Below are 19,747 nucleotides of genomic sequence, written 5' to 3'. Positions count from 1 at the left end.
TTATACAACTTGTGAAAATTGATTCTCCCTTTTTAATCTACGTGTGTATATCATATTACATATCTTAGTATACAAGTGTATTAAAGCCAATCAATGCAGGAGGTGATCTAAGGGGAGTATGTTTCTGGGCCAGACAGATTAGGTAGTCCAATTTTGTTCTATTGTACTCTGATTAGACACGGAGGGATTTATATGGAAAATACAGTCATTTCAACTTCTGAAATTAAGGGTTTTAAAACTAAATCCGAAGAATTTTCTCCATTTTCTTGGTATAAAAAAATGCTAACGGAGCATCCAATTTACTATCATGCAGGCACGGACACTTGGAATGTTTTCAAATATGAAGACGTTAAGCGAATTCTTACAGACTATGAACTATTTTCAAGTAAACGCCACCGTTCCATTTCCCAGATCGGAGCTGGCACAGAAGAAGGGAGCGTCCCGGATCGCTTAAATATTAATGAAACGGATCCACCGGAACACCGTAAGTCACGTTCTCTGCTTTCGGCTGCTTTCACCCCTAGAGGTCTCAAAGCTTGGGAGCCGCGTATTGAACAGATTATTAACGATTTGATTGCCGAAATGGGGGATAAGTCAGAGATCGACATTGTCAAAGATTTTACAACCCCCCTTCCGATCATAGTAATGGCCGATTTGCTTGGGGTTCCGCATAAGGACAAGCTGCTGTTTAAGAAATGGGTCGATATATTGTTCATGCCGTTCAATAGTGAAAATGCCGAGGAAGTGGGGCAACAAAAGGCGAAGGCAGCGATGGAGTACTTTAATTACCTGTATCCGATCGTTGTGGAAAAAAGAAAGCAGCTGTCAGACGACATTCTTTCTGATTTGATTCAAGTTGAAATCGAAGGAGAAAAGTTTACGGATGAAGAAGTTGTTCGTGTGACTATGTTTCTTCTTGCGGCGGGTGTTGAAACAACAAGTCTTTTATTGGCTAATTCATTCTACTCATTGCTATATGATGCTCCTAAACTTTACGAAGAATTAAGAAGCAATATAAACCTCGTACCTAATTTTGTTGAGGAGATGCTGCGTTACCGTTTCCACGTTATTGCATTGGACCGTGAAGTGAAAGTAGATAACAATGTTCTAGGCGTTGAGTTGAAGAAAGGTGATTTGGTGATCACCTGGAATAGCGCGGCAAACTTTGATGAGGATGTATTCGAAGATCCATTTACTGTGAATATTCACCGAAAAAATAACAACCGGCATCAAACATTTGGCAATGGGCCGCATTTCTGTCTCGGTGCGCCACTGGCGAGATTGGAAGCTAACAAAGCGTTCAAAATTTTTATGGAAACATTTTCTCGCATTGAATCGGTTCCAGGCTTCAACTTGGAGGCAAGCTTACAGACCTCAGCTGCTGGCCAAGCCTTATCCAGCTTACCGCTAAAGGTTCACCGCTAGGCCAAGTTGTCCGGTAAATTTGGGTGTCCCAAAAGTCATCAGAAATGACGGAGGGATGCCCTTTCTTCGTTTTGAAAATAATCTCTAATCTTCTATTTCAAATCCAAGAACATCTTAATTGATCATTTGATGGAAGTCTCACTTTATTTTAAATCCACACCAAAGCGGCTAGGAATTTCTCTCTCAAAAATGATGATTTGCTCCAATTAAACGAAATAACGAAAAAAACCTCCTTCTACTTAGATAGAAAAGAGGTTCTTATATTAAGTAAAAGACTGTACAAGGGCTGGTGGATGTACTGGTGAATGTACTCGCACATGATTTTCTTCTAAAATAGAATCTACAATATGAAACGCTGGTTCCGGACGATAAATACGTTTCATCGCTTCTTTCATTTGCAATAACTTCATATCATCTTGCAATAATTCTTTCGTTTTCTGAAAGATTTCATTATCTTCACGAATAACAACTGCTGCACCTTGTTTCTCAAAATAATTCGCATTTTCATTTTCTTGCCCTGGTACTGGTTTATATAAAACGACAGGTACTTGCAAAGCTGCTGCTTCACTTAATGTAATTCCTCCTGGTTTTGTAATCATACAAGAGGTAATACGGAACAGCTCGTCAATATTCTCCACATAACCGAATACTTTTAATGCATCTGGATTGCTTTCTTGTAATTGCAGCAAGTCCTCTTGCAATACTTTATTTTTCCCACAAACTACGGCTACCTGCAGGTCAGGAACTGACATAAAGGACTGACATAACCCTTTTACACTTCCTAACACTCCATGCGCTCCTGCCACAATAAGCAAAATCTTCTTGTCCCGTGACAAATCATACTTGTCATACAATGTTTCCACATTGATGACTGCTTCAAAATTTTTACGAATCGGAATCCCTGTTGCTACAATTTGCTCAGCAGGTACTCCTACCTGTGTCATAATGTTCTTCACATAATCTGTTGCAACAAAATAACGATCTACTTCTCGGTGAATCCATATTTTATGCAAGCAAAAATCAGTAACTACATTATAAACAGGAATAGAAATACCTGTTTGCTTTTTCAACTCTGGCACCGCAATGATTGGAAATGTATTAATAACAATATCGGGTTTTTCAGCATGCAATATCGCTTTTAATCGTTTTCGACCAAAATTGGCATACCATGATGCAATTTTTTTATCGTAAATTTTCTCAACACCATAATAAAATAAGCGGTATAGCTCTTTCCCAATTGTATAACTTTTTAAATATAAATATTTTGTAATATCCGTTATAACAGGATGTGATTCACTAAAAAGATCGCATACGATTACATCCGCAAATCCTCTTTGACGAAATGTTTGTTCTAATGTTTTTGCCACTTGTACATGACCGTTACCGTAATGTGCTGTTAATATTAAAACCTTGGGGTTTTTTATCAAACAAATCCACTCCTAGCTTTTTCGGTCTTTCATATTGCATCTGTCACAATATAAAAAACAATTCCCTTATAATTTTGCATGTTTGAATTCCAACGATTTTTCGTTGGATCTGTACCTGTCGTGGATATACAAAGCATATGTTATTGACCCCTTAATCCCATCTGCTCATATCTTAACATTATACTTTCCTATAACTGCTTTCGCAATAACTTGACTTTTATCTATACTCCATGATACGCCTTATATTATTTCTTAATTCTTTCTATTGTTACGTTTTCCCTTTACATTTTTGTAAATTTATCCATATCATTGCTTTACAAAAATAGACATTCAGTAATCATAGTATACTCTTTTCCTTATGTTTGCTCTACTATTTATCAACAGAAAGCAAAAAGTCTAATCCACAATTGGATTAGACTGCTGCTAAAATATTCTTTGCTTTTTGAATGCTTTCTTCCGTTGGAGGCTCTACTCCTTCAAGAGGATATTTATGCCCTAACGCCTCCCATTTATAAACGCCTAACTTATGATACGGTAAGACTTCTACCTTTTGTACATTATCAAGACTTTGAATAAAGGCTGCTAAATTTTCTAAGTCCTCTGTACCATCAGTAATTCCAGGTACAAGTACATGACGCACCCAAATTGATTTCTTTTTATCTGATAAATAACGGGCAAATTGTAAAATATGTTCGTTCGGTTTTCCTGTTAATTTACGATGTTTCTTGGAATCAATATGTTTCAGGTCAAGTAATACCAAATCTGTATATTCCATCAGAATATCTAATTTTCTTTGAAATTCTTCATCTTCAGAATAGCACCCTCCTGAAGAATCAATTGTCGTATGAATGCCGATCTCTTTACATTTCTTAAACAGCTCAATTAAAAAGTCTAACTGCAGTAGTGGCTCACCGCCGCTTACTGTAATACCGCCACCAGAAGCTTCAATAAAAGGAAGGTAACATGTAACATCCTGCATCACTTCTTCAACTGTTATTTCTTTCCCTTTACCAATCTCCCATGTATCCGCATTATGACAATATTGACAACGTAATAAGCACCCTTGTGTAAATATGACATAACGAATTCCTGGGCCATCAACAGTACCACAAGACTCAACAGAATGAATTCTTCCTTTTACCATGTTACTTCCTCCTCTATTGAAACAGCCTCCCTCCGTCTTCATGGAAACAGAGGGAAAACTTTTACTTACATACTTTCGTGCATTGTACGGTTAATAACGTCAATTTGTTGTTCACGAGTTAATTTAATGAAGTTCACCGCATAACCAGATACACGAATTGTTAATTGTGGATATTTTTCAGGATGTTCCATTGCATCCATTAATGTTTCACGGTTAAATACGTTAATATTTAAGTGATGTCCTTCTTTTACTGCATATCCATCGAGCATAGATACTAAGTTGCGAACTTGTACATCATCTTCTTTACCAAGTGCTTTTGGAATAATTGAGAATGTATTAGAAATACCATCTTGTGCATCTTCATATGGTAATTTCGCAACAGATAATAATGATGCTAGTGCACCTTTTGTATCACGACCGTGCATTGGGTTTGCACCTGGTGCAAATGGTTCTCCAGTACGACGACCATCTGGAGTATTACCAGTTTTCTTACCGTATACAACATTAGATGTAATTGTTAAGATTGACATTGTATGAACAGAATTACGGTATGTTTTATGTTTACGAAGTTTGTTCATAAATGTTTTTACAAGATTGACTGCAATTTCATCTACACGATCATCATTGTTACCGTATTTAGGGAAGTCTCCTTCAATTTCAAAGTCAACTGCGATACCATTTTCATCACGGATTGGTTTTACTTTCGCATATTTAATTGCACTTAAAGAGTCAGCTACTACAGATAATCCAGCAATACCTGTTGCCATTGTACGAAGAATCTCTGTATCATGAAGTGCCATTTCAATGCGTTCATAGCTATATTTATCATGCATATAGTGAATTACATTTAATGTATTTAAATATAAACCTGCTAGCCATTCCATTGTCATATCAAATTTACGCATAACTTCTTCGTAATCTAATACTTCAGAAGTGATAGGTGCAAATTCAGGTCCAATTTGTTCTTTTGATTTTTCATCTCTACCGCCATTAATTGCATATAACAGTGTCTTAGCTAAGTTTGCACGAGCTCCGAAGAACTGCATTTGCTTACCAATTCTCATTGCAGACACACAACAAGCAATACCGTAATCATCGCCATACTCTGGGCGCATAATGTCATCATTTTCATATTGAATTGCAGATGTTTTAATAGACATTTTCGCACAGTAGTTTTTAAAGTTCTGTGGTAATTGTTTAGACCAAAGAACTGTTAAGTTTGGTTCTGGAGCTGGTCCTAAGTTATCTAATGTGTGTAAGAAACGGAATGAGTTTTTCGTTACTAATGGACGACCATCAAGTGCAATACCACCGATAGATTCTGTTACCCAGGTTGGATCACCAGAGAATAATTCATTATAATCAGGTGTTCTTGCAAATTTCACAAGACGTAATTTCATAATGAAATGATCAACAATTTCTTGTGCTTCTTCTTCTGTTAATGTACCGTTTACTAAATCTCTTTCAATAAAGATATCTAAGAAAGTAGACGTACGGCCAAGACTCATCGCTGCACCGTTTTGTTCTTTAATTGCTGCAAGATAAGCAAAATATAACCATTGGAACGCTTCTTGTGCATTTGTTGCTGGCTTAGAAATATCAAAGCCATGAGAAGCTGCCATTTGTTTTAATTCTTGAAGGGCACGGATTTGCTCAGATAATTCTTCGCGTAAACGCATTGTATCTTCGCTCATTACACCGCCAGTTAAATTCAAATCTTCCTTTTTCGCTTCGATTAAACGATCTATACCGTATAATGCAACGCGGCGATAGTCACCAATAATACGACCACGTCCATATGCATCTGGAAGACCTGTAATAACGCCTGATTTACGAGCTGCTCTCATTTCAGGAGTATAAGCATCGAATACACCTTGGTTATGCGTTTTACGCCAGTCTCTGAAAATACGGCTTAGTTCTTTGTCCATTTCATATCCATAAGATTCACAAGCTTGCTCTGCCATACGAATACCACCTAATGGTTGTAATGAGCGCTTAAATGGCTTGTCAGTTTGGAAACCAACTACTTTTTCAATATCTTTATTTAAATATCCTGGGTCATGTGATGTAATAGAAGAAACAATTTTCGTATCCATGTCAAGGACTCCGCCATTGTCACGTTCTTGTTTTGTTAAATCCATTACTTGATCCCAAAGTTGTTTCGTCGCTTCTGTTGCTCCAGCCAAGAAGGATTCATCCCCCTGGTAAACGTTTACATTATTTAAAATGAAGTTGCGGACATCAATCTCTGCTTTCCACTTTTCACCTTTAAAGTTTTCCCATGCATTTTTTACATTTTCTAATACTTCAGTCATCCTAATCTCCTCCATTTTTGATTAGTACAGGACTAAGATTTTTTATATAACAGCTTACGTATTTAGAATACTACTTTTTTGAAAAAATGAACGTTAAAGTTGTGACATGTTTGTGAAACAATGAGCAAACTCCTATGAATATAGTGAAAACGTTACTTTAATCTTTATTAAATTAACCCCTTTTAATAATTTCATTTTTTTGGTATTCTAATGAAGGAATCCTTTTCTGCAGTATAAGAGTCATATCCAGTTTAAACTGTAATACTCTTCCTCCCTATTCTGTTATAGTATTTTTAAAACAGAATGAAAAAAGGTGTGCCTGTTTTGGCACACCTTTTTTATTTTATCCCGCCATTTTTGGGCAGTAAGACCCCCACCGATGGAAGTTTCACTTTATTTCTCTCTTACGTCCACCATCATGAAAACCACCTCGAATGCCAAGTTCTTCTATCAAACATGACATCCCCTCTTCATGATCCCCAATAATTCGAAGTACAGCTGGGGCATGCTCCTTCACTGTAAAATGTTCATTCGGCCGAATTCGATTCATTTGATCTACTTCTACACGATGTACACAAGAGGTTAAAAATCCCGCTAATATTGCCTTCACCTGTGCCACACATGGAGATAATAAAGAATCAAATCCGATATATTCTAAACAAACCTTACTAAATGCATTTGGTACAGATACGAGCGAACCTACCCCTAAATCTTTTCGGTTACAAGCCAAGTTTAGGGCATATTTTAGTGCCGTAACAAGATGTAATGGTGCTCGTAAATCTAAATAATTATTTAAATCATTCAACACCACGTCTTGTCCTTCGGCAATCGCTTTTGCAAAAGGATACAAATCCTTTGCAGGTATTGCAAAATCACCATCAATAAATAACAAGATATCCCCTTTAGCCATCTGAGCCCCTATAGAACGTCCCACATCATTTCCAAGAGTTTCTTCATAAACAATAGTTGTAGCCCCGCATTGCTTTGCAATTGTCGCTGTTTTATCATTTGATCCATTAACAACAACGATAATTTCAAGTGGCTCAATTTTACGTGCTTCTTGAATAACTAATGCAATCGTCATTTCTTCGTTTTGAGCAGGAATAATAATTGAAAGTTGTTTACCACTATATAAATTGGATTGAATACCCCAGCCATTATAATATGAAGGCAATGCTTGATCACCAAGTTCGCGAAGAGCTAGTACAATATCTCTTCTCCTATTTCCATCTGTATAGGCTCCTCGTCTATCATAATTATCTAACCATTCACCTAATGCTTCTATGTGATCTCCTATCATTCGCTGCTCTGCATGTGCAAGTTTATTCCCATATGCTTCATGCTCAGCTGGGCGAAATTTATTGGAAGTAATTACATCAATTGAACAATGCCGTTGTATTCGCCATCCTTGTGCTGTTAAGCGAACGTGTGCAACAATCGGATTACATAACGCATCATAACCAATGCTTTCTATCGCTTCCTTCGTTATAGCATGTGGTACTGATAAAATAGAATCAATTTGTAAATCAGCTTGGTCCACTATCTCATTCAAAATTTGTCGCCATATGGTAATAGAATGCGGACGCTGTTTTTTCTTAAATAAAGCATCGAAATTATTTAAAATCACATCTACTTGTCCATGTAAAATTGGATTAAGAAAGAAATGAAGACTAGACGAAAGAATAGGAAAATCGCCGTCTAAAAATAACAATACTTCTCCCTTTGCACACTTGGCACCGACCACACGACCAACGTCATTCCCAAGCTCTTCCTCACTACTTATTACTATACATCCAAGCTCTTTTGCAATTTGTTCAGAATCATCTGTACATCCATTCGCAACAACAATAATTTCATAAGGTTGTACCTTTTTTACTTCTTCCAACACACCACCTATCGTTTGCGCCCCATTATGTGTTAGAATTACAACGGATACACGCATGTTACTCCTCCTAACTATACAATCGAACATATGAAACAACTGGAATTCTTACCATAACATCTTCCGGTGGACCATAGGACGAAGCTGTTCGTATGACAACTACTCCATCTGTTACAGATAAAATAATCCCTGTCACAATTTCTCCAACCGTTACAACTTGGGCAAGTTGCCCCACATGAGACCGTAATGTATCAATAAACAACATTTTATTCTCTCCTTTCCCTATATCTCACGAATTGAAAGAATACTTGTAAATGGTAATAAAATAATTGCCCCAGTTGATTCTTGTAATGTTAAAAATTCTTCGCCTACTTGCAAAATTACACCTGTTAAACCTCCAACCGTTACAGTAATTCCAACCTCTTTCCCTAACAATTGTTCTGCGATTTTTTTAAATGGAGAAGTACTACATTCCTTTAAAATAATGTTTTGAAATTCCTGAGATTCAAGGTATTCTGCAACACCTTTTTTTGTATAAATTGCTATATACTTTGCAAACCGCGGTGAAAATAATATTCCTTCCACAGCAGGGATAACTTTCTCATTAAAAAAGCAATCTAATTGTCTACCGACAATACTTGCAAGCTTACGCCAATAATATTTAAATAGAGGCACTAGGCTCTCCTCCTATATACATTTCAACTTGTTCACATTTATCAGCGTATACAGACATCGCACTTTTGGTGCTAAACAAACTGCACATTTTCTATAAAACAAATCACATACCTATACATGAAGTACACATACAATTGCCAACATAATAAAGTGAAACTTCCAACAATAGAAGAATTTATTGTCTGCTAATATGTGTTTTAAAAAAAGGAGGAATTTTATATGCGAAAAACAAAAATCGTTTGCACAATTGGACCTGCAAGTGAACAATACGAAACATTAATTTCTATACTAGAGTCTGGAATGAACGTGGCTCGGTTAAATTTTTCTCACGGAACACACGAAGAACATCAAGCGCGTATCAATACAATACGAAAAGCCGCAGCGGCAGCTAAAAAAAACATTGCGCTCTTACAAGATATTAAAGGACCAAAAATTCGAACCGATGAATTTGAAGGCGGACAGGCAGAGCTGCTTGAAGGTACGACTGTTACTGTTTTAATGAAAAAAGCACTCGGAACATCTAAACAGTTTTCTGTTACATACGAAGGTCTATACGATGATGTAGAAGTAGGATCCCATCTCTTACTTGATGATGGATTATTAGAACTAGAAGTAATAGAAAAGGCAAATGGCGAGTTACAAACAAAAGTTATACATGGCGGGACAATTAAAGATCATAAAGGTGTGAACGTACCGAATGTAAAAATCCGCTTACCTGGTATTACAGAAAAAGATAAACAAGATATTCTTTTCGGCATCGATCAGCGTGTTGATTACATCGCCATCTCCTTTGTACGTAAAGCTGCTGACATTTTAGAAGTACGCGACATATTAGCAAAGCATAACGCCTCACATATTCGCATTATCGCAAAAATTGAAAATCAAGAAGGAATTGATAATATAAAAGAAATTATTGAAGTTGTAGATGGAATTATGGTGGCACGCGGGGATATGGGCATTGAAATCCCAGCAGAACATGTACCAATTATCCAAAAGGAATTAATTCATGCCTGTAATTTGCTCGGAAAACCAGTCATTACAGCAACGCAAATGTTAGATTCTATGCAAAGAAATCCAAGACCAACAAGAGCAGAAGCTTCAGACGTAGCAAATGCAATCTTTGATGGCACAGATGCGATTATGCTTTCAGGAGAAACAGCTGCCGGAGAATATCCAATAGAGGCCGTACAAATGATGAATAAAATCGCTCTGCAAGTAGAGGAGTCTTCTTTATTCCAAAATCAAAAAAAATTGCTTCATGAGGACCAGAAACAAATAACAGAAACAATTGGTGCCGCTGCTGTCCAAGCAGCTTATTCCTTACAAGCAAAAGCAATTTTAACACCAACAAAAAGTGGTTATACAGCACAAATGATTTCAAAATATCGTCCGTGCACTCCTATTATCGCAACAACATCTGAACAATCTGTTATGCAGCAACTTGCACTCGTATGGGGCGTACACCCATTTTTCACTGCACCAAAACAAACGACAGATGAAGTAATTGAACAAGCATTATGTAACGCTAAAGAACAAAAGCTTATCTCTGCACAAGATATTGTCATTATAACAGCGGGTGTCCCTGTGAACGAACGTGGAACGACAAATCTCATGAAAATTGAGGTTGTAAAATGAAATAAAGTGAAACTTCCGTCAGTGGGCTCTTTATCGCCCGCTAATAGAGTAAAAAAGGCAGATGCACTATGCATCTGCCCTCCCTTACTCACAACCTTCTCTATTACATGTCATACCATCTGAAACTGTTACTTTTTCTTTTTTTAGTTCCTGTTCAATAATAGCTTCTAACATTTCTTTGTTACGTACGCCTTGTACTACACTATCACCGATAATAAATGTCGGTACAGCTTGTACGCCTTGTTCATAATAAGCGTGATGAACGGCTTTTTGATGCGCTTCTTTATACGTACCATTCTCTAGTGCTTGGCGAAAATCGTCTTGATTTAATCCTACTTCTCCAGCGATTTCTGCAAGCACGTCCACTTCTCCAATATTCCGTTCTTCTTGGAAAAATGCAGTAAACACGCGGTGCTGATATTCATTTCCTTTTCCATTTTCTTTCGCATATTGATATCCTTCAAACGCAGTATGTGTATATGGATGCGGTGACAAACGAGGTAACTTTATATCAACACCCATTTGCTCTGCCCACGGTGCAATTGTACTTTGGAACATTCCTAACTTGTCTGGTTCATTCCATGGATCAATACGTTCCGCTGGATATGGACGTAATTCAAATGGCATCCATTCTACTTCTACATCTTTTCCTTGAATTGCTTCTTGTAATGGTTGTTCACCAATAAAACAAAATGGACAAACATAATCGGAATATACTTTTATTTGTAATGTCATTATTGTTACTCCTTTGCCTTTAAGTTGTAACAATTATAGTTACAACGAAGCGTTTCTGTCAACTAAAAATCGTTTCCATTCAAAGAAAGACATCTAACGATTTTTCAATGTCAATATTGCAGCTACCGCATAATACAAAGCTTTTTCATACTTTGCATGTTCCACAATTGATAAATTAATGAGCGAACCGCCGCTCGCAGAAAAATATTCAATTGCTTCTACTGGAATCGCATCTTCTTTTACTTCAATATAACTGCCATCTTTCCAGCGTCCCTTTTGAATATTGGCATGCAAATCTCCAGTAATTTCTCCAATTTCTTCATCATGCTCAGACCGCAAAAGCCATTCCAGCTTTTTAAAATTCCATGTCTGTTTCAGTTCACAAATCTTATCTCCCGCCAAGTCATGAAACGTATAAGAAAAGTGCATTCCCGCTCTTTGTCTTACAATTAACATCCTTTCTCCTAGTTCGTTATACAAAACAAAGCGCTTTTCACTCAATGATTTCAAGAAAAAGGACATGAAAATTTTCCATACCTTTTGTAGTTCTGTTTCATATTCTTCTCTTAAAGCACCCATCGTATTTCCATCCATCGAAAAGTATGTAACCGTGTTTATTAAAGATACTTCCCTTCGTACAACAAATCGCTGTTGATGCATTAACGGCGACTTCCCTTCAATACGAATCGATGTTCCAATTTTCTTAGCCCTCTCTCTTTCTACAAAACTATAAATCATAAAAAAGAAGGCCATTATGATCATACTTACAAAGGTCATAGTATCCTTGTTCCATTGAAAATGCGGTGTCCGGATATAATCGAGAATAAACGCTATAACAGCAACAACAAATATGAAAATAGAAACAATAAACAATCTTCTTCCATTCCGTGCATGATGCTCATGAATCCCCATTTCATCCCCTCTTTTTTACATTTTTTATTATTATCTCATTTTTAAATCATTTTCCAAAATCCTCTAGTTAAAAGTATATAAAAAAAGCTATCTCATAAGATAGCTTTCTAAACTTCTACATGCCGAATCATCGTATAAATATCATTACTTAATACACCAAACGATTTAATATTATTTTGAATATTAGATAATAAAACCACATATTCACTTCCATTTTTGCTAAAACTATTTAAACAATTCCACCCCGGCATAACGCCATGATTTGAGTAACTACCCGGGTCCACATACCAACCAAAACCATAATCTTTTTTAACTGCTGTAAACATTTGATGATAACTTGCATTTGAAATAAGCTTTCCTGTAAATAAAGCTTGATCAAATAAATATAAATCATATGCAGTCATGTACACATCACCGCATCCAAACAATTGTGACATACTTGGTAAAGCTGGTGTTGTCATCTTATTATCTACAATTTTATAGCCGGTAGAAGGATATTCTTCTTGTTGAAACTTGTCACCAAACCCTGAGTGCTTCATACCAGCTACTTCAAATATGTGCCTTTGAATATAATCTTCAAGAGATTCTCCACTCACTTTCTCTACAATATACGCAAGCACAGAATAGTTAGAATCAGAGTATTTCCAATTTGATCCGGGAGGGAATGCCAATTTTTGATGTCCTATTCTTTTGATGAGTTCATCATGGGTAATGTTCTCTGCTCCCTCTGGGTACTCTGGAATACCTGATGTATGTGTAAGGAGATGTACTAATTTAATCTCCCGGCCTCTTGGAAAATCAGGAATATATTTCGCGATAGTATCTTCTGTGTTTAATTTATTTTGTTCTTTCAATTGCATGATGGAAGTCGCGACAAAAGCTTTTGTAATTGATCCAATGTAGTAGGATGTCTCTGAATTATTAGCAACTTTTTTATCTTGATTGGCAAGTCCATATCCTTTATTCAAAAGAACCTTTCCATTCTTTATAACAACAGCTGTACCATTGAAGTTTTTACTCTTTAAGTACCCATCCAACTGGGCATTATTATTTATATCTTGCGTAGGTTGCGCAGATGGCAATTCTTTTGGATTTGGACGTTTCTCTACATCTTCCTTCTTTACTTCTTTCACTGCTTGCAGCGTTTCCTTTTCTTTATTGTGCGAAGTAATTTTCGTATATCCCCAATATATAAGGGTAAACAACAGACTGAGAATAATAGTTCGCTTTATATATACAATCGGTCTGTGAGATTTCATAATAATAAAACCTGCCTTCTCGCATAGTTGCCCATTTTACATCTTACTTTATCACGCAAAGAGTAGTTTACCAACGCCATATACAAAAAAATAAAAAAGAGCATCTAAAATGCAAGATAGTCGTTACATTCTTAATGAAGTGAAACTTCCATCAATGGGGGTTTCTTCCTCCTCACTGATCGAAATCTCTCACCAAGCGGACACATGCCAGCAGTTATCCCCTGCCTATCTTCTGCGCATTTCTCTGAATCTCGAGACAGGACTCTTACTGCCCACGAATAGCGAGATAAAAAGAAATCCCTCATTTTTATCAATGAGGGATTTCTTTTTATTATTTATACATGTTTTTTCATATCATCAGCAACAGACTCAACGTTTGTACCAACGATAACTTGTACACTTGTATTACTTAATTTCATAACACCTTTTGCACCAGCACGTTTTAATGCTGATTCATTTACTAAGTTTGCATCTTTTACTTGTAAACGAAGGCGAGTTGCACAGTTGTCAATTACTGTTAAGTTTTCTTTTCCGCCTAACGCTGCTACATATGTTTCACCGATAGAACCAGCTTCCCCTGCCTCAACCGTTCCTTCTTCCACTAACTCATCATCATCTTCACGACCAGGTGTTTTTAAATCTAATTTCTTGATTAAGAAGTAGAAGACAAAGAAGTAAATTGCTGCATAAACTAAACCTACAACTGCTAATAGTACTGGTTTTGTTGCAATACCGAAGTTAATAACATAGTCAATTGCACCGGCACTAAATGAGAATCCATCATGAATACCAAGCGTTGTTGTGATATATAAAGAAAGGCCTGTTAATAAAGCATGAATACCATATAATACTGGTGATAAGAACATGAATGAAAATTCAATTGGTTCTGTAATACCAGTCAAGAATGAAGTTAATGCAAGACCAATTAACATACCAGTAACTGCTTTACGCTTTTCTGGTTTTGCTGCTGCAATCATCGCAAAACATGCTGCTGGTAAACCAAACATCATGATTGGGAAGAAACCAGTCATGAACATACCTGCATTTGGATCTCCTGCAAAGAAACGAGCGATATCGCCATTTACAACATTTCCTGCTGAGTTTGTAAAATCACCAAGCACAAACCAGAAATATGTGTTCATTACATGATGTAAACCAATTGGAATTAATAAACGGTTTAATAATCCAAAAATCCCTGCACCAACTGCTCCTAAGTTAACAATACCATGTGCTACTGCATCGATACCGCTTTGAATTGTTGGCCAAATTTCTCCAAACACTAAACCTAATAGTAGCATCACTACAGCTGTAATAATGGGAACAAAACGTTTACCAGCAAAGAATCCTAGCCATTCTGGTAATTTAATTTTATGGAATTTATTATATAGCAATCCCGCAACTACACCTGCAATAATACCTCCTAAAATGGCCATATTAATTTTCGGTGCTAACGTTGCCGCTTTTGCAACCTGACCTAAAGTATCTGCCACTTTAGAAGGATCTACAGAACCAACTAAATGTTGCACACTGCTTAATTTATCGTTTAACTCTGCCGCTGAATACCCTTTACTTAAAGTATCCGTCGTATTTTTTAAAACCTCATAACCAATCGCACCCGCAAGAGCTGCGGCACCGCTACCATCAACAGACAAACCGACTGCAACACCAATCGCAAAAATAAGTGCTAAATTATCAAAGATTGCTGCACCGGCTTGTGCCATAACAGGAATATTAAATACGTCAGGCTGTCCTAAACGAAGCAAGAGCCCCGCTGCTGGCAACACTGCAATTGGAAGCATTAATGCTTTACCAATACGTTGTAAAAACTGCAACATCTGAATTCCTCCTATTCAAAATTATGAAAACGTTACCATTTATAAAAAAAGTTTCAGAAAACGCTTTCTATCACATGAACATAATAACATATAGTTGTATAGATGTGTAGTTATTATTTTTGAATTTTTTATGGATTTATTTCCCTTAATCCTAGATGTCTGTGAAATTCATCCTTATTCTAATCACTAAACAGCAATGGATTGAAGTTATCGTTTTTACAAATAACGAAGCGCCCTCATGAATAGAAGTTTCATTTTATCATTCCTCATTTTCATGTTATTATTTATTTCTGTACTTGTCGGGAAAGTTAAATTTAGTAACTAATATAATAGGAGTGTTTATTATGCAGTGTATCGAGACTAACAACTTACAACAGTTATTAGATCAAGTTCAGCCCTATACAAAGCAAGGGAAGCTTGCAACATATATTCCTGAATTAGGAAATGCAAATCCTGATGATTTAGGTATCGCGATTTACCATAGAGAAAACCATTACGTTCATGCGGGAAAATCCCAGATACTCTTTACGCTTCAAAGTATTTCAAAGGTAATTACACTTGCTCTTGCTCTTTTAGACCGCGGTGAAGAGTATGTATTTTCTAAAGTTGGCATGGAACCAACAGGTGATCCTTTTAATTCTATTATTAAATTAGAAACAACAAGTCCCTCTAAACCATTAAACCCAATGATTAATGCCGGGGCATTAGCTATCACAAGTATGATTGCAGGTGAGTGCAATGAAGAAAAAATGGAACGCATCCTTCACTTTGTTCGTGATATTACAGATAATCCTTCCATTAACTATTCTTCTAAAGTTGCCATATCTGAGTTAGAAACTGCTTATTTAAACCGCTCTCTTTGCTACTATATGAAGCAAAACAACATTATCGATGGTGATATTGAAGAATTAATGGATCTATATACACGCCAATGTGCAATTGAAGTAAACTGCATAGACTTAGCCCGTATCGGACTTATCTTTGCGATGGATGGTTATGATCCATATCGCAACAAACAAATTATCCCAAAACACATTACAAAAATTTGCAAAACCTTCATGGTAACGTGTGGTATGTACAACGAATCTGGAGAATTCGCAATTCGCGTTGGAATTCCAGCCAAAAGTGGTGTAGCTGGTGGTATCTTTGGCTGTATAAAAGGTGAAATGGGTATTGGTATTTTCGGTCCTGCACTGGATGAAAACGGTAATAGCCTCGCTGGACTTAAAATATTAGAATTACTTTCTGAACGAGAAGGCTGGAGTATTTTCTAAAAGGCGTCTGAAATGGCGCCTTTTTCTGTATTATTTTGCATATTTTCTATGCACCTCCGAATAGTATAGTACAACCTAGTGTTTTATAAAACAAAACTTCCATTCAGAGACCTTTCTCTCTAAATGGTTAACTAATCGGCTCTAACGGACGGTATCCAATCTTGAAACTTCTAAATTTATCGACCGCGAGTAGCAGGATAAAACGGAGGTGCCCATGAAACTCATCCTTCAAACAGAGGATCAGGCTGTTCTTGAAAAAACCATTCTTCTTTTAGTATTAAGCATCGTTGAAAGTTTAAAATTAAAAGTTGTTTCCCCCGATGAAGCCTATCGATACATATTTAATTTAGATGTACTGGAATTGTTAATGGATCGAAATATTGATGATAAAGTACTAGAAGTTGTTCATTTTGGCATTGAATTAGAAGACATTCAAAACTTAATTCCCGAAGATTTAGAACAAAATATTGAAGAGTTAAAATGGCGCTGTATTCAAGTGTTAAGTGACTATGAAATGTATGAGGAAACAGAGCAATTAATTGAAGATATTCGGTAAAGTGGCAATTCCTAATTTCATGCTCTCCTTCTTCCTAATTAAAATAGGAAAAAAGCACCTACAGAGGTGCTTTTTAATGTTTTTTTAAACTATTTTTATACGTTTCAATATTTACCGGTAGCTCTTCCTCTTCTAACGTATGTTCATTTACGTCTTTATGAATGTAAGCACCCTTTGGAGGTTGATGATCGTGTCCTTTTTTCTTATGATCAAAAGACTTACCGCGTCCCATACTAACACCCCTTCCTTTGAATAAAGTCTATGTTAGTATAAATAAAAGGTCGTCGACATATGCAATTGTTTGTTGTATTTCCGAGGAAATGGTAGAAGTTTGTTTGATTCCTCACTTAACGAGGAGTGAATCCTCTTGCTACCGCCCCAATTCATTCAACTAATAATGAGTGAAAGATAAAGCCCCCACTGATGGAAGTTTCACTTTATCCCGCATTAACGGGCAGTAAAATCCCCACCCCCCTCAAGATTTTAGGAAATCGAAGAAGATAGGTGGGGGATAACTGTCCGTAAAGGCCCGATTGGTTCAACTAACCCTCAGTTGGAGATAAAGCCCCCCCCACTGATGGAAGTTTCACTTTATTATAAACTTTGTGCTTCTGCTGTATCCGTCTCTTCAACCTGTTTCATTTTGTTGTTCTTATTTTTAGAAAAACGGTAAAACAGTAAGCAAACAATCATAAATGGAATACCGCAATACAATGCCATACGTTGATCTGGAATAAAGGCCATACTCACAATTACAATCATATTTAATGCGAAAGAAAGAAGCGGAACAAACGGATATAACGGTGTTCTAAATTTCAAATCCTTAATATCCCCGCCTTGCTTTACATACGTTCTTCTCGCTAAAAGATTTGATAAAGCAATAGATGCCCAAACCAGTATTGCACCAAACCCCGCGATAGAAAGAAGCCATAAATAAACTGTATCCTCTGCATATATACCGCATAGTAAAGAGAGACAACCAACAATAGTACTTACAATTAATGCATAAATTGGAACGCCCTTTTTAGATAACTTACCAAAAATCGGACTAATCATTCCTTGTTTCGACATAGACCAAAGCATACGAGAAGTTGCATATAAACCAGAGTTTGCTACTGATAACACAGCTGTAATAATAACGAAATTCATAATATCTGCTGCATATGGAATACCAATTTTATCAAACACAACTACAAACGGACTTTCTACTAATCCCGCTTTTTCCCATGGGAATAATCCAGCGAGTATAAATATAGAAAGTATAAAGAAAACTAATATACGCCAAACCGTATTATTAATTGCTTTTGGAATTGTTTTCTCTGGATTTTCACTCTCTCCAGCCGCAATACCAACTATCTCTGTTCCCTGAAAGGAAAAATTGACGGCAACCATTGTAACTAAAATAGCTGTCAGCCCATTTGGAAACAGTCCCCCATGATCAGTAAAGTTTGAAAGCATTGGGGCTGGTTCATGTCCTTTCATATCTAAGAATCCAAACATAGCTGCCCCGCCTAAAATAATAAATGCAATAATCGTAATGACTTTAATGCTTGCGAACCAAAACTCAACCTCTGCAAAACTTCGTGAAGATAATGCATTAACAGCAAAAAGAAGTACTGCAAAAACTATGCACCAAATCCAAGATGGTACATCTGGAAACCAACGTTTCATTAAAATACTAACTGCAATTAGCTCAATCCCTATCGTAGCAGACCAGTTTAACCATGACATCCAACCTATTACATAACCTGCCGCAGGCGAAATATGCTTTGTAGCATACACTTGATAAGATCCTGCACTCGGCATAGCAACAGCTAATTCCCCAAGGCAGAGCATTGTTAAATACATAACAAAGCCCCCAACAAGATACGCCGCAATCGCCCCGCCTGGCCCTGCTTCATGAATTGTATAACCTGATCCTAAGAAAAGACCTGTACCAATAACCCCTCCAAGTGCAATCATAAATATATGTCGACTTTTTAGCTCTCGCTTTAACTCCTGATTTTGCTTTTCCATATGAACCCCCCTTTAATTTTATCCCGCTATTCGCGGACAGTAAGACCCCCGCTGATGGAAGCTTCACTTTATAAGCACCCCAAAATGTAAACGCCTTAAATTTAATATGAAAAATAAAAATGAATAAAGTGCATTTTTATTTCATCGTTACTATAGATTTGTAATAGAAGGGAGATTTTTCAAAAGAAAATCTCCCAATACAAGAAAGTACCCAAAATTCGATAGATAGTTCATACGAAAACTTTCTTAGGCTCCACTTGGTAGTGATATAAATTAAACAATTGTTTAAAAGAGCATTAGAAAACGGTACATAATCCAGAAGGCTTTGTATTAATCACTTCCTGTGATCAACAGATCATCCCTGACTGTTATTAATAATGTTTGATTTGTGATAGCTTGTCCTTCTTCTACTTCTAGCCCTTCAACATAGCCACTGATTCCCACTTTAATTTCTACTTTCTGCTTATCCATAGTTTCAATTAAAGCTAATTTCTCCCACTCATACACATAGGAACTTTCATTAATAAATAATTTTTCAACCTTACCATAACAAGGACTGTACACGTTTTCTATCACTGTCTTCATCTTTTAAACCCCTCTTTCTTATTAAATAAACATGTAAATCTTCCAATTCACCTCCTAAAAAATCAGAACATT

The 19,747-nt window shown here is 36.5% G+C and carries 16 protein-coding genes and 1 pseudogene; 4 read left to right on the top strand and 13 right to left on the bottom strand.

The window, feature by feature from the left end:
- The first annotated feature begins 192 nt into the window (after window positions 1-192).
- Window positions 193-1,425: a cytochrome P450 gene (locus ACFQZ1_RS05690; RefSeq protein ID WP_377881137.1), complete on the top strand. Its 1,233-nt coding sequence runs from the start codon at window positions 193-195 to the stop codon at window positions 1,423-1,425.
- A 263-nt stretch (window positions 1,426-1,688) separates the two neighbouring features.
- Here the strand turns inward: ACFQZ1_RS05690 and ACFQZ1_RS05685 are convergent, their stop codons facing one another.
- The 6 genes from ACFQZ1_RS05685 to ACFQZ1_RS05660 all read right to left on the bottom strand — a co-directional run bounded on the left by ACFQZ1_RS05685 (window position 1,689) and on the right by ACFQZ1_RS05660 (window position 8,868).
- Window positions 1,689-2,852, bottom strand: coding sequence for a diglucosyl diacylglycerol synthase (locus tag ACFQZ1_RS05685; RefSeq protein WP_377881136.1), 1,164 nt, complete (start codon window positions 2,850-2,852; stop codon window positions 1,689-1,691).
- Window positions 2,853-3,264: 412 nt separating this feature from the next.
- A complete protein-coding gene (pflA, locus tag ACFQZ1_RS05680) occupies window positions 3,265-3,996 on the bottom strand; it encodes a pyruvate formate-lyase-activating protein (protein ID WP_377881135.1) in 732 nt (243 codons plus the stop codon).
- A 65-nt stretch (window positions 3,997-4,061) separates the two neighbouring features.
- Window positions 4,062-6,311 carry a formate C-acetyltransferase gene (gene pflB / locus ACFQZ1_RS05675; protein WP_377881134.1) on the bottom strand — a complete coding sequence of 750 codons (2,250 nt, stop codon included), beginning with the start codon at window positions 6,309-6,311 and terminating at the stop codon, window positions 4,062-4,064.
- A 388-nt stretch (window positions 6,312-6,699) separates the two neighbouring features.
- Entirely contained in the window at window positions 6,700-8,253 is a 1,554-nt protein-coding gene (locus tag ACFQZ1_RS05670; RefSeq protein WP_377881133.1) for a glycosyltransferase family 2 protein, read from the bottom strand.
- Window positions 8,254-8,263: 10 nt separating this feature from the next.
- The gene (locus tag ACFQZ1_RS05665; protein WP_377881132.1) at window positions 8,264-8,458 is read right to left on the bottom strand and encodes a hypothetical protein; all 195 of its coding nucleotides are present in this window, start codon (window positions 8,456-8,458) and stop codon (window positions 8,264-8,266) included.
- A gap of 17 nt (window positions 8,459-8,475) precedes the next feature.
- Complete coding sequence (locus ACFQZ1_RS05660) at window positions 8,476-8,868, bottom strand: DUF2642 domain-containing protein (protein WP_377881131.1); 393 nt, start codon at window positions 8,866-8,868, stop codon at window positions 8,476-8,478.
- A gap of 219 nt (window positions 8,869-9,087) precedes the next feature.
- On the opposite strand from ACFQZ1_RS05660, the pseudogene pyk reads away from it, so the two are divergent.
- Window positions 9,088-10,497: pseudogene (gene pyk / locus ACFQZ1_RS05655) on the top strand (pyruvate kinase); the annotation flags it as partial.
- A 90-nt stretch (window positions 10,498-10,587) separates the two neighbouring features.
- Here pyk and ACFQZ1_RS05650 read toward each other — a convergent pair.
- The 4 genes from ACFQZ1_RS05650 to nagE form a co-directional block, all read right to left on the bottom strand.
- Entirely contained in the window at window positions 10,588-11,238 is a 651-nt protein-coding gene (locus ACFQZ1_RS05650; RefSeq protein WP_377881130.1) for a DsbA family oxidoreductase, read from the bottom strand.
- Window positions 11,239-11,331: 93 nt separating this feature from the next.
- On the bottom strand, window positions 11,332-12,150 hold the full coding sequence (locus ACFQZ1_RS05645) for a sugar ABC transporter ATP-binding protein (RefSeq protein ID WP_377881129.1): 819 nt from the start codon (window positions 12,148-12,150) through the stop codon (window positions 11,332-11,334).
- A 107-nt stretch (window positions 12,151-12,257) separates the two neighbouring features.
- A complete protein-coding gene (locus ACFQZ1_RS05640; protein ID WP_377881128.1) occupies window positions 12,258-13,409 on the bottom strand; it encodes a serine hydrolase domain-containing protein in 1,152 nt (383 codons plus the stop codon).
- 335 nt (window positions 13,410-13,744) lie between these two features.
- A complete protein-coding gene (nagE, locus tag ACFQZ1_RS05635) occupies window positions 13,745-15,244 on the bottom strand; it encodes an N-acetylglucosamine-specific PTS transporter subunit IIBC (protein ID WP_377881127.1) in 1,500 nt (499 codons plus the stop codon).
- Window positions 15,245-15,588: 344 nt separating this feature from the next.
- On the opposite strand from nagE, the gene glsA reads away from it, so the two are divergent.
- Both glsA and ACFQZ1_RS05625 read left to right on the top strand, forming a co-directional pair.
- Window positions 15,589-16,518: a glutaminase A gene (gene glsA, locus ACFQZ1_RS05630; RefSeq protein WP_377881126.1), complete on the top strand. Its 930-nt coding sequence runs from the start codon at window positions 15,589-15,591 to the stop codon at window positions 16,516-16,518.
- A gap of 214 nt (window positions 16,519-16,732) precedes the next feature.
- Complete coding sequence (locus ACFQZ1_RS05625) at window positions 16,733-17,074, top strand: DUF3969 family protein (protein ID WP_377881125.1); 342 nt, start codon at window positions 16,733-16,735, stop codon at window positions 17,072-17,074.
- Window positions 17,075-17,147: 73 nt separating this feature from the next.
- Here the strand turns inward: ACFQZ1_RS05625 and ACFQZ1_RS05620 are convergent, their stop codons facing one another.
- From ACFQZ1_RS05620 to ACFQZ1_RS05610, 3 genes are all read right to left on the bottom strand, one after another.
- The gene (locus tag ACFQZ1_RS05620) at window positions 17,148-17,306 is read right to left on the bottom strand and encodes a hypothetical protein (RefSeq protein ID WP_020061179.1); all 159 of its coding nucleotides are present in this window, start codon (window positions 17,304-17,306) and stop codon (window positions 17,148-17,150) included.
- A gap of 362 nt (window positions 17,307-17,668) precedes the next feature.
- Window positions 17,669-19,090 carry an amino acid permease gene (locus ACFQZ1_RS05615; protein WP_377881124.1) on the bottom strand — a complete coding sequence of 474 codons (1,422 nt, stop codon included), beginning with the start codon at window positions 19,088-19,090 and terminating at the stop codon, window positions 17,669-17,671.
- 330 nt (window positions 19,091-19,420) lie between these two features.
- Entirely contained in the window at window positions 19,421-19,675 is a 255-nt protein-coding gene (locus tag ACFQZ1_RS05610) for a biotin/lipoyl-containing protein (RefSeq protein WP_336483778.1), read from the bottom strand.
- Between the last annotated feature and the right edge of the window lie 72 nt (window positions 19,676-19,747).

The organism is Bacillus sp. CGMCC 1.60114 (assembly GCF_042676365.1).
GTDB lineage: Bacteria > Bacillota > Bacilli > Bacillales > Bacillaceae_G > Bacillus_A > Bacillus_A rhizoplanae_A.
The sequence above is the reverse complement of the archived record's forward strand: the minus strand, read 5'-3'. Positions and strand labels throughout refer to the sequence as shown.

Coding starts and splice junctions, on each gene's coding strand:
- ACFQZ1_RS05690 (WP_377881137.1), top strand. CDS start 193: ATGGAAAATACAGTCATTTCAACTTCTGAAATTAAGGGTTTTAAAACT.
- ACFQZ1_RS05670 (WP_377881133.1), bottom strand. CDS start 8,253: ATGCGTGTATCCGTTGTAATTCTAACACATAATGGGGCGCAAACGATA.
- ACFQZ1_RS05625 (WP_377881125.1), top strand. CDS start 16,733: ATGAAACTCATCCTTCAAACAGAGGATCAGGCTGTTCTTGAAAAAACC.
- glsA (WP_377881126.1), top strand. CDS start 15,589: ATGCAGTGTATCGAGACTAACAACTTACAACAGTTATTAGATCAAGTT.
- ACFQZ1_RS05610 (WP_336483778.1), bottom strand. CDS start 19,675: ATGAAGACAGTGATAGAAAACGTGTACAGTCCTTGTTATGGTAAGGTT.
- nagE (WP_377881127.1), bottom strand. CDS start 15,244: ATGTTGCAGTTTTTACAACGTATTGGTAAAGCATTAATGCTTCCAATT.
- ACFQZ1_RS05645 (WP_377881129.1), bottom strand. CDS start 12,150: ATGGGGATTCATGAGCATCATGCACGGAATGGAAGAAGATTGTTTATT.
- ACFQZ1_RS05665 (WP_377881132.1), bottom strand. CDS start 8,458: ATGTTGTTTATTGATACATTACGGTCTCATGTGGGGCAACTTGCCCAA.
- pflB (WP_377881134.1), bottom strand. CDS start 6,311: ATGACTGAAGTATTAGAAAATGTAAAAAATGCATGGGAAAACTTTAAA.
- ACFQZ1_RS05615 (WP_377881124.1), bottom strand. CDS start 19,090: ATGGAAAAGCAAAATCAGGAGTTAAAGCGAGAGCTAAAAAGTCGACAT.
- ACFQZ1_RS05650 (WP_377881130.1), bottom strand. CDS start 11,238: ATGACATTACAAATAAAAGTATATTCCGATTATGTTTGTCCATTTTGT.
- ACFQZ1_RS05620 (WP_020061179.1), bottom strand. CDS start 17,306: ATGGGACGCGGTAAGTCTTTTGATCATAAGAAAAAAGGACACGATCAT.
- ACFQZ1_RS05640 (WP_377881128.1), bottom strand. CDS start 13,409: ATGAAATCTCACAGACCGATTGTATATATAAAGCGAACTATTATTCTC.
- pflA (WP_377881135.1), bottom strand. CDS start 3,996: ATGGTAAAAGGAAGAATTCATTCTGTTGAGTCTTGTGGTACTGTTGAT.